This is a genomic window from Levilactobacillus lanxiensis, assembly GCF_016861655.1.
In the GTDB taxonomy this organism is placed as follows: domain Bacteria; phylum Bacillota; class Bacilli; order Lactobacillales; family Lactobacillaceae; genus Levilactobacillus; species Levilactobacillus lanxiensis.
In genome coordinates, this window is sequence record NZ_BOLN01000002.1 from 21,615 (window position 1) to 35,112 (window position 13,498).

Genomic DNA, 13,498 nt, shown 5'->3' on the forward strand with positions numbered 1-13,498 from the left:
TTTTTCCAGGCTCTTTTTCTATTTCAAGTGATTCTTGCAAGTATACCTGGCCCCCACCGAAATAACTAGCGAACACCGGCAAAAAAGGGAAAGAATCGTTTTAACCCGCGAGCCATTGCAGGCAAAAACGATTCTGTCCCTTTTTTACTTAGGCGCTGGTGTCAGTTAGAATTTTAACTCATACGCAAACGCCAATTTCTTATAGTAATCTTGCTCGATAAAGTCCGTGGGCTTGACCTCACCGTCTCGCTTATCAAAGTAGGCGACACCCGCCAACTTGAGCATCTTGTAGACAAACTGCGAACAAAAGAGAATATTGGGCTTCGCCGAGTGCTTCGAAACCAGGCCCACCATGTTGTAGGCACTGCCTTCCCGGTTAATTTCCGCAATCTTATCAATCACGAACTGCTTCTGTGCGCGCGTCACCGGCAAACTGTAGACCAAGAGTGACGCGCCCTGTTTCTGGTGAAAAAACTCCAGCGTCTCCGCGTTCATTCCCGGCGGATAGACATTGTCCCCACCGTTGTACGAAATAATCGTGGCCAGGTCGCGGTCAAATGCCAGCGACACGTGATTGAACTGTTTGCGCGTAACCACCGAGATCATTTCACTAGCGGCGCTCCCGGTATTGGACACGGCCAGGTACAGGTGCTCATCGGCTAGCGTCGCGGTGGCGGCCGCAAAGTAGTCGTCCGTCAACGTGCCATGATTGATGTACCGCACGGAACTGTGACGTGGCAGGTCCGCCAATATCGTTTTCAAATGGTCAACGGACACCTTGTCTTTGGCGGCCGTCGCATCGTTCATCAGGTCGCTCAATTTGTCAGCGCTCTGCCGCAGCTCATCGAAGCTGACCGTTGCCGCCTCTTCGACCGTCGGCAGGTAAAAGGCTACCTGATTGTTGGTCGTCACGAAGCGTTCGACCCAGAGCGGCAACAACACGATGACGACCCCGATGATTTTTTCGGGAAAGTACACGAATGACCAACCGCGGTCCGGAAAGACCACGACCGAGACAAAGATAATCTGTAACGCCATCAAGAGGCCGTAAACCGCCGTCAGCCCCCATTTAGCCAGTCGCGGAAACTGCGCCAACCATGTCCGCAGAATCATCATCGCGGCTAAGTAGATGTACACCAAAATTAGCATTGGTTGGTTCGCAAATAAATACAGGCAGACCAGCAACAGCCAGCCCATCCCCCGAATCCGAATAGATTGAAAATAATCGACGAGTTCTCTCACGCCATGCCCTTCTTCCACAGTTGTTGTGCAAATCAGTCTTGTGTTACTGTCGTTCCCGGCGGTGGGGAACGGTTCCAGCCTGAGGGGCGGTCTGCCACCTCGCCTTGAAACCTTGATCCCCCTCTGGTCACTTAAACTGGTCTGATTTAAACACAATTTTTTTATACATTCTATCTACTAGCAATAACTCATTGTAGTATACCATACGCCCCATCTCCCCCTATCCAGAGCCGAAAAAGCCCCCACCATTTCTGATGAGGGCTTCCGTTTCATTCAGTTAAGCTTTACTTTACCGTCTTGGCAACCGCAGCGTTCACGGCATCCTTTTCGGCTTCGACCAGGTCAACGCGACTCTCGATGACCTTGGTGTCCATCTTAATTTCTCGGGTTAAGCCTGGGGTGTTGATCTTAGGTTCGAAGAAGGCCTTGAACTCAGCCAACCGTTCTGGCGTGTGGAAGACGCCCGTCGTCACGGTGATGTAGGTGGTGAATTCCATGTCGCCACCGACCGTGTCTTCGAGCCATTGCCAGTCGTTCCGTAACCAATCCCATGCCGCCTGTTGACCCTTGTGGGCTAACACGCCACGGTACCATGCCCGTAAGTCTTGTGGCTTGATGGTGTCGGCATCTTCGAACGCGTTGATCAATTGTTTGATCAAGTCAGCGTCCGGCGTGGTTGGTAAGGCTGCAGCGATGTCGGCCTTGTAGCTGGCGTCGCTGGACTTCCGGTAGTCGTTCAACAATTGGGCAAACAAGTCGGCGTTCCCGAAGTTTTCCACCTCGTTCGCCAAAATGTAGACCCGTACGGCAGCTGGCAAACTAGCTAACTTGTCCTGGTTCGCCGTGAAGATGGCGTGAGCGGCCTGTAACGTGGCTGGTTCCTTGGCGTACAGCGCAGCGTTTAAAATCGTTGGCCGTGTCAACTGGTCGTCGTTGGATTCGCCAGCTTGTGGTAACCACCCTAACCGATCAGCCTGTGGCGCACTTAATTTACCAAACAAGGCCCGTAATTGGGCTTCTTCGGTCGAACCAGGCGTCACGAACTTCCGCAGGTTGTTGGCAACACCGTAGAGCACGTCGTTGACCACAGCGGAGTGGCTCTTAGCGAACCGTGGCAGTAATGGCACGATGTCCGCGTAAGAAATTTGCCGACCTTCCGCGAGTAAACGCAGGTCTTGTAACAATTGTAACTGCGTGATGGCGTCCAGAGACTCCAAGTTGTCCAGGATGTCTTGCAACAAGGTGGCGTCGTACTTCACGATGAAGTGGGAGTTGTTCCCGACGTTCAACCGGAAAGGTTCGCCGCTGGTCTGACGCAACGTAGCGTAATCGCCTAACGTGGCATCGGTGTCCGCGAAAATGGCTGGGGCAGCGTCGTAGTTGCTGTTCAATGGCACTTGCCATTGACGGCCAGCGTCCTTGCCCTCACCCACGAAGAATTGTTGTTGGTGGATGGTCAATTTACCATCGACGACTGCGGCGGAAACAACGGGGTAACCGGGTTGTTCGAGCCAAGAGGTCATGATAGCGCCGACGTTCATGCCGGAAGCGGCCCCCAGAGCGGCCCAGAGGTCGGCCCCGGTGGCGTTGCCGTAGTGGTGCGTGGCGAAGTAGTTCTTCAAGCCGGCACGTAAGGCGTCGTCACCGATCAAGGCACGGACCATGACCAGCATCCGCGCACCCTTGGCGTAGACGATGGCACTGTCGAACAGCGCGTCAATTTCGGCGGGATCTTCAACCTGCACGTGAACGGATTGGACACCGTCCGTGGCATCCCGTTGGAGGGCCATTGGGGCTTCACCGGTTTGGAAGGATTCCCAGATATGCCAGTCGGGTTCGATGGCGTTGATGGCCACGTATTCCATCATGTTGGCAAAACTTTCGTTCAACCAGAGGTCATCCCACCACTTCATAGTAACCAGGTCACCGAACCATTGGTGAGCCAATTCGTGGGCAATAACCGTGGCCACGCGTTGCTTGGTTTCAAATGACGTGTTGTCGGGATCTAACAGTAAGTAGGCTTCCCGGTACGTGACCAGGCCCCAGTTTTCCATGGCGCCGGCTGAGAAGTCTGGTAAGGCCAGTTGCCAGGAATGTGGGAGTGGATATGGCGTTTGGTAGAAGTCTTCGTAGAATTCAATCGAGCGCTTGGCAATGTCTAAGGCAAAGTCGAGTTCCTTGGCCTGGTGCGCCTTGGTGGCAAAAACACCGACCTTGACGCCACTCTTGGTGGTCGTCAGCTTGCTCTGCATATCCCCGAAAGCAAAGGCAATCAGGTAAGACGACATGCGAACCGTGGTGTCAAAATAGTGAACACCATCAACTGTCTTAACTTCAGGCATGTTGCTGATGATGGTTTCGCCGTCACGCTCGTCGAACTTGATTGCCAGGTCAAACGTGGCCTTGGCCTCGGGTTCGTCGATACATGGGAAGGCTTGGCGAGCAGCGGTCGTTTCAAACTGCGTCCCAATCAATTGTTTCTTCTCCCCATTTAACTCGTAGTAGGAGGGGTAAATCCCCATCATGCTGTCGGTCAATGGTGCGGTGAAGTCAATGGCTACCGTGGTCTCGCCGGTCTTGCCCAGGTCGATGTGGATGCCTTCGGACTCGTCATCAAAGGTGAATGGCACGTCCTTGCCATCGGCTTTAACGGCGCTGATGGTCATGTATTTCTGGTGAATGGCGATGCTCGTCTCTTTGGCGTCACCAGTGATGGTGGACGTCCCAGAGATCAGCTTGGTCGCACGGTTGATATCAAGGTAAACGTTGTAATGCGTTGGTTGAAACAGTGCATAAAAATGTGTGGATTCTGCCATAGTTTTCTCCTTAAATTCTTAGAATAAACCCATTATACGACAATTATTTGCGGGGCGCCACGAATCACGCGACGAGATTACCGATTCCCCCGTTTGATCCAGTCCTCGACCGCCGTGCCGGTGATGGCACTGGTGAAACGCTGGCTGGGTCCCCAATTGATGGCGGGATAGTCCGTGGTCAGCTTGGCCGTCGACTTGGTGATGGGTGTCTCGCCAGAGGTGCAGAACTGCCGGACGTCCTTGCAACGGAAGAAGCCGGTCTCCAGCAAGGTGTTGATGACGTGTGGGACCTGGCCCCACCAGAGGGGTGAGCCCAGGTAAATCCTGTCGGCGTTGGCAATCAGCGTCTTGTCTGGCACCACAATGGCTGGCCGCGACGTCTCGTCATGGGTCTCCAGTGAGGTCCGACTTGTCGGATCCTGATAGTCAAGGTCGGCCGGCGTGTAGGGTTGCTCGGCCTGAAGTTGAACGAGTTGCGCACCCGTCACGGCCGCAATCTTCTGGGCCACGGCAGCGGTGTGTCCAGTATTAGAAAAGTAGATAATCACTTGTTTTGACATGTAAAATCCTCCTGTGGTTGGATTTTTCTCTCTGTCTTTATTATACGACCATTTCTTGGCAAAAAAACACAATCCGATTGGGGATTGTGTTGGTGTTGAACTGAATTTTTATTTGGCACGGTGCATGATAATGTCGCCGCCCATTTGTTGGCCGAAATCGAGCTTCTTGCCCTGACGACTTAAAAAATTCCACTTCGTAAACAGCGCATCCCCGTGCAGCGTGACAATATCCTTACTGTACTGAAAGGCGTTGATCTTATGGATTTTATGATCATAACCCGTATCTGAAGGCAAGTAACCCTTCATCTGCCACTTGGCAGTCTTTTTGTAAACCACTAACTTCATGCTGGGTAGCCACATGTTCTTCTTGATATGCGGCTTTTTATTGTACTGGGGTTTCGTTACCCAGGTGCCCCGCATGGCCTTTGGAATCACCTTAACCTTAGCACTGGCGGGTACGGTCATCACCGGTGCTAAAACGACTAGTGTTAACAAAGATACCCCAACTTGTTTGAACGTCATCTGAATCGCTCCTCCACTATGTATTCGGTACAAGCCCAGAATAGCACGGTGAACCTCGCGATTACCAGTGTTGTGGCGCACAATTTGTGGGGTTTTACTTTCTAGTTAAAGAGACGACAGCCATTGACGTATTCGCCGTAGTTAGTCTTCTTCCGCCCAGTCACGAATCTCATCCGCGGTCAGACTGGTGGCGAAACGACGGCCGGCATGCCAATCAATGTGCGGATAATTTGCCCGTAACCGTTCAACTGCCTCGGCGATTGGCGTCGACCCAGATGTGCAGAAAGGATGAACCGCCTTGCCGGTCAAATCCAAACTGTCGAGGAGCGTGTTGATTTCCCGTGGCACGGTCGCCCACCAGAGTGGGAAACCCAGGTAGATGACGTCGGCTGCCGCAATCGGTGCCGGATCAATCGCCTCAATGGCTGGCCGCACCTTTCCGGCGTGCATCTCATGATAACTCCGGCTGGCTGGGTCCTCCCAGTCTAAATCGGCCGGTGTATAGTCTTCCTTGGCGTGAACCCCAATGAGCTTAGAGCCCGTCGTAACCGCAATCTGTTCAGCGATAGCCTGGGTAGTCCCAGTATTTGAAAAGTACATGACAACTGATTGCCCCATTAGTCATTCCCCCGTTTTATAAATAGCATTCTAACTTAGTTATACACCCTTTTAGTCCGTCTGTGGTCATCCCTGCGAAAGATTCCAAAACTGAGTGATGGCGTATACGTTTTGAGTATGAGGGTTGACGCATTTATGGACTACATGGGGGTTGGGGAGGTGACTAAGCTATCTAAAAAATCGCCGCCAATTTTTGAATTGACGACGATAAGATACAGCTAGTCTACTTTTTGTAGAAATAAGTTCTCTGCGGCGTACCATCACCAAAATGATTTAGGAAAACTAGCGCCGTCTTCCCCTTATGGTTCACTTTTTTAATCGTTTCAGCAAACAAACTATTCATGCGATACCAACTGATTCGCCAGGTTCCCGCGTGCTTACCTTTCTTGACGCTAAGGTCACTGTGGTTGTAGTAATGTGATTTCTTCTTGCCGGACCATTTAGCCAGCGTCTCTTTCTTGCCATGATAATTAGACTTGTAGTCGTACACGTATTTCGAAATCTTAAGCGTGTGAATGTTGGCGGAATCTTCATCATCAACGCACACCCAGGTTCCTCTGAATGATTTGGGCATCGTTGTGTAGTGAATCTTCGCTTCAGCCGTCGTGTTCGGAGTCGCAACGCCGCCTAGGGCTAGACCCGCCGCTACTGCCATGGTTGAAAAAATCAATTTAGATTTCATAATATCTATCGCTCCCTTACTAAATTTGGTGACTGTTGTTGCTTACTTATCCAAGCCATGAATAGCATGACCTAATGTCTTCGTGAATTTCAAAGTCGAGTCGTACATCTGATCGGTAACGTCGCCCATATCAGGTTGGCGTTTCACCGCAGCAGAATCCTTTAAGACCTTTTTCCATTGCTTCGCTAGTTTTGCGTTAATCTTAGCGCTGAACCGACCTTTGAAAATTTTATAAGTCGCCTGACATCCCCGCAGCGTTTTAGCGTTCGATGTACTATAGGTTGCCTCAAGAATCGAGGGAATACCCGCATCCTCAACATAGATACTGTCATTATAAGCATGGGCTAAAGTCATGCCGCTCAACGAGTCACGGTACAATTGGTACCCGTCATCCTTGGGATTATCAACATATTTGTATGTCGCTTTAAAACGCCGAATGTCAGAGGCACGTTGTGCCAGGTTTTGGGTCTTGTTTAGATACCCTTTCCAAATCCAACCGTTAATATTGCCCTTCTTGTTTTTAACATAGTAATAGGTTGCCCGCTTACCATTAGCCTTCTTCAGCTTGACTGACTTCGTCGCGTAGAACGTCGTTTTCACTGTCTTGAACGTCTTAGGCGACTTCTTCGTCAGCTTAGTTGAGGTATATAGGCTGCCGCCATTGGGATGGAACTTGGTCTTCGCTAATTTTTGGTGGCTAATTACTTTGGCCGCCTTGGTCTTTGCCAAAGCTGGCGAAGAGACTGTGGCCACGGAGACGATGCCAAAACTGAGTGCCATCAATCCGGCAATAACTAGCTTTATTCGTTTGTTCATTCGCTTAATCCTCCTCATGACTTACTTCTTGTAGTAGTAAAAGTTCAGTGGTGTGCCATCTTCGTAATGATCAAGACTGACTAAGGTCTGTTTCCCATTGCCAAAACAATGACGCATCGTTAACTCACTAATCCAGCGTATGAACCGCCTTAGCCAATGTCAGGCCAAAATCATTCGTTGCATTCCACAAATCGTCATCAGAACCAAAATTGTCCGATTTATATTCCGAAATTGCTTTTAGAACTGCCTTTTTCTGCTTCAACAATTTTGCATTCGTTTTGGCATTAAAACGTCCCTTAAATATGTTGTACGCAGCTAAGGATGCTTTGGCCTCTTTGGGATTCCAGGCATAGAACCCGGTTAACAAGGAAGCAATTCCAGCCTTATCAACGTGGTCACTAATATTATAAGCATGAGCTAACGTCATTTCTCGAAGTGCCTTGTCTGTCAGGGAACGCATATCGCCCCGCTTCTCCAACAATGAATAGGCTCCCTTGAATCTTCGGATATCTGATGAACGCTGAGCTAAATCTGAAGTCTTATTCAAAAAGCCTTTCCAAATCCAACCGTTAATATTACCCTTCTTATTTTTAACGTAGTAATAGGTTGCCCGCTTACCATTAGCCTTCTTGAGTTTGACCGATTTCGTCGCGTAGAACGTCGTTTTTACTGTCTTGAACGTCTTAGGCGACTTCTTCGTCAGCTTAGTTGAGGTATATAGACTTCCGCCATTGGGATGGAACTTGGTCTTCGCTAATTTTTGGTGGCTAATCACTTTGGCCGCCTTAGTCTTTGCCAAAGCGGGTGAAGAGGCCGTGGCCACAGAGACGATGCCAAAGCTGAGCGCCACCAATCCGGCAATAACTAACTTTACCCGTTTATTCATTCGCTTAATCCTCCTCATGACTTACTTCTTGTAGTAGTAAAAGTTCAGTGGTGTACCATCTTCGTAATGATCAAGACTGACTAGGGCCTGTTTCCCATTGTGCTTAACCCGCTTGTAGGTCGTATTGAAGATGTTATTTTTCATGCCATACTGAGAAATCCGCCAGTGGCCGTTCTTACCCTTTTTAACGCTAAGATCACTATGATTATAAAAATGTGATTTTTTCTTTCCCGACCAGTTAACCTTGGAGATTGTCCGCCCATTAACGACATATTTATAGTTGTACACGTACTTAGTTATCTTTGTCGTTGAACGATAGCGATACATAGTACCGTTCATGTCTTCTTTGAAAAAGTTCACCCAGGTTCCTCTAAACGATTTAGGCGTTGTCGTGTAGTGAATTTTGGCTTCAGCCGTGGTGCCTGGCAACGCGACACTCCCTAAAGTCAGGCCCACCATAACGGCTAGTCCTGAAAACAATAATTGCTTCTTCATAGTGACCTTCACTCCTCTAGCTTATAAAACGCTTTCATTTGGGTGCTTGCTTAACGCTTATAGAGCTGACTGTACCCAGTTCCAACCATCCGCATTTTATTCTTGCCTACGTATTGAAACTTGAAATTCAGTGGTGGTAATTTTCCTTCGGCTTTCGTTTTCACCTGATACTTATGGTGACCCAATGCTTTGTATGACGCCTTCCCCTGAATACTGCCGCGACCATACGTCTTCATCGTGGTCTTCGTCAGCTTAAACATAGGCCCAACGTCATCTTTCCATTTTCCTGAAAGACTGTACTTCCAAACGCCACGCAAGACTTTGGGTGTCCCCTTGTGCCAGGTGCTGGCATTCGCCGTAGTCGTTGTCACCACGCTACTCCCGAAGCCCAGAGCCGTCACCATCATCAGTGTTGCTGCTAATTTGCGCATCTTCCCACTATTCTCCTTTTTATGTACTTATTAACCAAATTAACCATAGCACTATCTGACTTTCACCGCACTAAAAATTTAATTGACACTGATTGTTGAACGGCAACAAAAAGGCTTCTAGCTACCTTTTTCGTAGTTAGAAGCTTTCGCCATAATCAAAAAGTAGTCACACCGGAATCTAATTCCCAGTGTGGCTGCTACATTGGGTGTATACCCGTGAACTATTTTTAAGTTGGTTGCCCTGGTCCTTGCTAAACCCTCTTTAAGGCACCGCTCCAAACCCAGCCAGTAGGGATTCTGAAGTGACCCTTGAACATGTAGTAGACACGCTTGTGGCCGTTGATGGTCACGTGGGAAGCCTTGTAGATGGTGAGGGGATCGCCTTTATCGCCGTAGGCACCGAGCATAAAGAGGCTCTTATGATTAATCTTACCACTAGTATAAATCTGTGCTCTCTGTTTGACGATTTTATACGTGTGGGGCTTCATGTTCTTGTAATACCGAACCTTGGTGTTGGCGGAAGCGGTAATCGGGGTAGTCGTGGTGATAATCCCGCCAGCGACACCGGCCGTGGCAGCCATTAGTGCAATTAATTTTGTGATTCTTGTCATGCTGAACTCCTCCTATGGATTCAAATACAAGACTAATTGTATCATTAATCTCGTAAATGATTAAATCTTATATCCACTTTATCGTATACATTCACAGATTTATATGTTCCTTGCTACTCAATGGACTTTTCCCTTCTATGATTGTCATTACTAAAAAAGCAGCCACCCCCAACAAAAGGTTAGCTACTTCATTTAAATCATCGTATATTTGCGTCGTTACATACCGGTTGTATTTCAAATCTAAACTTAGAAGCGACGTTTCCTCCAGCCCACAACACTAGTCAAAGCACCTAACAGCGCTAAACCGATGACGGCTAACCCGTTATGCTGCTGTTCATCAGTCTGTGGTAACTGAGCGACCTTCAAATCCGTCGTTGCTGCAGCCGTTTTCGCTACTGATGCTGGCTTCGCTACTGGCGCCGTCAAGGACTGAACCTTCGCCCCTTGACTACCGGCAGTGACCGTCCCACCAGCCTGATGACCAGCTCCGCGAATCGTCTTCTTATTCACGACAACCGCTTGACCACCCTGGTTGGGTTCTGTCAGCTTTGTCGGCGTTGTCGGTTTTGTCGGTTTCTTAGGTGCGACTACAGCCGCGGCGCCACCGCCATTACCGCCGGGAGTTGGCGTAGTTGGTGTCACTGGTGGCGTGACGGTCCCGCCACCGTTGTTGCCATTGTCGCCGCCGCCGGATGTTGGGTTAGCGTCATAGGTGACGACAAAACTCAGGTCGGCGGTGGTTGGTGTTACTGGCTGAGTCACCGTTTGCGTCAAATCGTTGGCCGGGTCAGTTGTTGAAACAACGTGCATCCCAGGCACACTTGGGTTTTTCACCGCAGTGAATGCCAGATCACTACCCGCTTGGTAAACCACCCAGCTAGGGTCAGTGGGTTTACCAGTGACGTCTAATTCGGGCGTCGCCGTAGCATCTACTTTGCTGTAGGTGACGGCTTCTTGGGTGACTTGATCCGTCACCGTGGCAAAGTCCATCGTCTTAGTTACCGGCGCAGCAACGTTCTTTTGTTGATTATCTTGATACGTGATCTGTTCGTGAACGGCCTGCTCAACGGTCTTAAAAGCGTGTGCTAAGGTAATCGTGTAGTCCAAGTTAGCCGTAGCATCCTTGGCGAAAACAATGGCACTGGTGCCGTCAGCGTTCTTCGTGGTATCACTGACCACCGTGTATCCCTTGGCCAGTTCAGGCGCAATCACCGCGTTGGAATCAAAGGAACTGGTGGAACCAATGGCCCCCTTCAGTTCAGGATTAGTCGTCGCATCCAACACCTGGAGCGTCTTACCCGTGGTAGCGTCCTTGATGGTCACCGTGGCTTTTTTAGCCTGGGCATAAACCATCCGGACTGCTTGAATATCGTTAACGTAAGGAATATCAGCTGCCTGACTAATATCAGTCCAGGTCTGACCATCGGCACTCGTTTCAGCACCGGTGTAAACGTAGTCGTCAAAGTTCTTTTCATAATCGGTCAAAGCTAGTTTGTCCGCTGACGTTCCTTTGTAGTTGGCGGTCACGGCCGAACCATCCGCATTCGTGATTGCTGTGTAATTGCCATTGGCATCCTTCACACCATAACCAACTGACACCGTCCAGGGCATGACGTCCTTGTAGAATAGAATCGTCCAGTTCTTGGATTCGTCACCTAAAGTGGTGGCCCAAGACGTTTGCGCATTGGCTTTGCCATTTTTCGCCACGTAGTCGGAATAAAGGCCCGTGCCATCCAAAATCAATCCGGAGAACGTGTAGCCCTTAGACAACTGTTGATTCAATAACGTCTGGACGGTCGCATTCTGTTGGACATTCACACTCGACCCAACATCCCCAGAAATCAGGGTAGCTGGCGCCAAGTTCAACTGCTGGCCGTTAGCTTGTAGCAGCTGAATATTAACGTTTAAATCGCTGACGTTGGCAGCCAATTCATACGGCTGAATGATGTAACCGGCGAAGTCACTGTTGGTATCACTCCAGGTGGTGGACAGACTGCCGTACGTGGAATCGGTACTATTTAATAAGTTATACCAGGTCAACGTGTTACTGTTCAGATTACCGGCATCAGAACTAGACGGGTACAGGGAAGGATATAACAGATCACTGGCATTATCAAAGCCCTGAATTGGCAGGTTGCTAGCAGTCAGGTCCTTGATGATAAAGGAAGGTGTTGTGTAGGTCAGCATTCCTGCGTCAGTTGTGTTGGCCCCTTTAGCCAATTTATCGCTGACTTTAATCGGTGCTAACAGCACGTGTTGCTTAGCCAGGTTAGCATTTGAAATCAAGAGGTTCTTATCCGTCGCCAATGGTGAAATATCCGTGATCTGGTTATCGATCAAACCGACCTCAGTCAGCTTGTCGTGATTCCCCAACGCTGAGATATCATTGATGGCAGCCATTGGTAACCGAACCTCACGCAGGTTCTGCAGGCCACTTAACGCCCGAATATCCCAAAGGTTGCTATTCTTCTCACCAGTCCCGTAAGTTTCTAAACTGACCAACATGTTCGGCGAAATATCTAATACCTGAAGGTTGACCGCATTTTGTAGGCCTTCAAGTGTCTGCATGGCCATGATACTCTGATAGTAAGTCGTCGGCTGATTGCCGGCTGCGGCTTGTAAATTATCGTTCGAATAAATGGACGTAAGCGTTGCCAACTCAGCCTTCGAGAAGTTGTTTCGAAAGTCAGCAATCGTGGCATACGTCTTGGCATAGTTATTCTGCCAGAGAAAGTATTGGAGTCCATAATCTGGCAACCATTCATCGATGTACATGAGTTGGGTCCCATACTTAGCCGATGAAACGGGATCAATCCCTTTGGCATCCTGGGCAATCTGGTTCGCATACGTTTCGCCCAACCAAGTGCCAGCTCCCTGTACTTGGTGACTACTATCATAACCATCCACAACTCTTAAGTCTGTGTTGTGCCCGGCAGAATCCTCGTGATTATAAGTATATTGCAATTGATCAGTCTTGCTGATATTAAAGGCTGGTGTGGCAGCCACCTTGTTGGTTAAATCATCGGTATCCTGCACAGAAATCCCGGTCTTAACAGGCGTAGCGGTCGTCACGGCAGCTCTAGCAGTCGGTCGTTCAACCGGTGCCGGTGTCGTCTGATCAGATGAAGGCTCCTTTGTCGTAACGATACCATCGTTAGCCGGCGTGCCACTGTCAGCTGGCTGGACGGGTGCAGACTCAACTACTGGCTTCTCTGCCGGGTTCTGTGTTGGTGTTGGTGTTGGTGTTGGTGTTGGTGTTGGTGTTGGATCACCATTACTAACTCCAGCCGACTTGTCCGTCGTTGACGCAACCGGTGTAGCCGGTAGTTTAGCTTGCGAGCCACTTGTCGTCGATTGACCGGAAGTGGTTGTCGTGGTAGTTGGCGCATTATCGTCAGCCCGTGCAGTCTGACTGGTCTGTGGTCCAGCGACGATTCCCACTGCCATACTGGTGACAGTGATACCAGCAACTAGCCAGCCTCTATGTGATTTGTACATCTTGTAATGTGTTTTACGTTCATAATCCTTCATGATTGGTCCCCCTCTTAACATGACCAAGCTCAGGTAATGTGATGTCAAATATAGTCGTTACCCTTGTTATTACTATCCATTATAGGTAGTTTGTGAGATACATTCAATCCCCTAAAACGTTATTACTGCCGAATATTATTGAAACGTTAAGTGAACCCCCGTTACGCTTAGATCTACAGGTGGTTTATGGGTACTTGAATTTTTATGGTCTAGCCGTATTTTGGCGGGTAAAACGTGAAATTTTATGTAGGTAATAAACCTTTATCGAATCGTATCATCATTTTTTTG

General features: G+C 49.2%; 12 protein-coding genes. All 12 read right to left on the bottom strand.

All coding sequences use genetic code 11. The features are described from left to right. Positions 1-165: 165 nt before the first annotated feature. The 12 genes from JUF22_RS02165 to JUF22_RS02220 all read right to left on the bottom strand — a co-directional run bounded on the left by JUF22_RS02165 (position 166) and on the right by JUF22_RS02220 (position 13,210). Positions 166-1,242 carry a hypothetical protein gene (locus tag JUF22_RS02165; RefSeq protein WP_203642868.1) on the bottom strand — a complete coding sequence of 359 codons (1,077 nt, stop codon included), beginning with the start codon at positions 1,240-1,242 and terminating at the stop codon, positions 166-168. Between the two features lie 284 nt (positions 1,243-1,526). Continuing rightward, positions 1,527-4,058 carry a M1 family metallopeptidase gene (locus JUF22_RS02170; RefSeq protein WP_203642870.1) on the bottom strand — a complete coding sequence of 844 codons (2,532 nt, stop codon included), beginning with the start codon at positions 4,056-4,058 and terminating at the stop codon, positions 1,527-1,529. A 77-nt stretch (positions 4,059-4,135) separates the two neighbouring features. Then, on the bottom strand, positions 4,136-4,618 hold the full coding sequence (locus tag JUF22_RS02175) for a flavodoxin (RefSeq protein WP_203642872.1): 483 nt from the start codon (positions 4,616-4,618) through the stop codon (positions 4,136-4,138). Between the two features lie 108 nt (positions 4,619-4,726). Further along, positions 4,727-5,140, bottom strand: a complete 414-nt coding sequence (locus JUF22_RS02180; RefSeq protein WP_203642874.1) for a hypothetical protein — start codon at positions 5,138-5,140, stop codon at positions 4,727-4,729. A gap of 141 nt (positions 5,141-5,281) precedes the next feature. Then, positions 5,282-5,758, bottom strand: coding sequence for a flavodoxin (locus tag JUF22_RS02185; protein WP_203642875.1), 477 nt, complete (start codon positions 5,756-5,758; stop codon positions 5,282-5,284). Between the two features lie 223 nt (positions 5,759-5,981). Beyond that, on the bottom strand, positions 5,982-6,440 hold the full coding sequence (locus tag JUF22_RS02190; RefSeq protein ID WP_203642877.1) for a hypothetical protein: 459 nt from the start codon (positions 6,438-6,440) through the stop codon (positions 5,982-5,984). Positions 6,441-6,482: 42 nt separating this feature from the next. Beyond that, positions 6,483-7,256: a hypothetical protein gene (locus tag JUF22_RS02195; RefSeq protein WP_203642878.1), complete on the bottom strand. Its 774-nt coding sequence runs from the start codon at positions 7,254-7,256 to the stop codon at positions 6,483-6,485. A gap of 127 nt (positions 7,257-7,383) precedes the next feature. After that, positions 7,384-8,142, bottom strand: a complete 759-nt coding sequence (locus tag JUF22_RS02200; RefSeq protein ID WP_203642879.1) for a hypothetical protein — start codon at positions 8,140-8,142, stop codon at positions 7,384-7,386. Between the two features lie 21 nt (positions 8,143-8,163). After that, positions 8,164-8,637: a hypothetical protein gene (locus JUF22_RS02205; RefSeq protein ID WP_203642880.1), complete on the bottom strand. Its 474-nt coding sequence runs from the start codon at positions 8,635-8,637 to the stop codon at positions 8,164-8,166. Between the two features lie 50 nt (positions 8,638-8,687). Further along, a complete protein-coding gene (locus JUF22_RS02210; RefSeq protein ID WP_203642881.1) occupies positions 8,688-9,068 on the bottom strand; it encodes a hypothetical protein in 381 nt (126 codons plus the stop codon). Between the two features lie 251 nt (positions 9,069-9,319). Beyond that, positions 9,320-9,679: a hypothetical protein gene (locus JUF22_RS02215; protein ID WP_203642882.1), complete on the bottom strand. Its 360-nt coding sequence runs from the start codon at positions 9,677-9,679 to the stop codon at positions 9,320-9,322. A gap of 246 nt (positions 9,680-9,925) precedes the next feature. Further along, entirely contained in the window at positions 9,926-13,210 is a 3,285-nt protein-coding gene (locus JUF22_RS02220) for an LPXTG cell wall anchor domain-containing protein (protein ID WP_203642889.1), read from the bottom strand. Positions 13,211-13,498 lie beyond the last annotated feature (288 nt).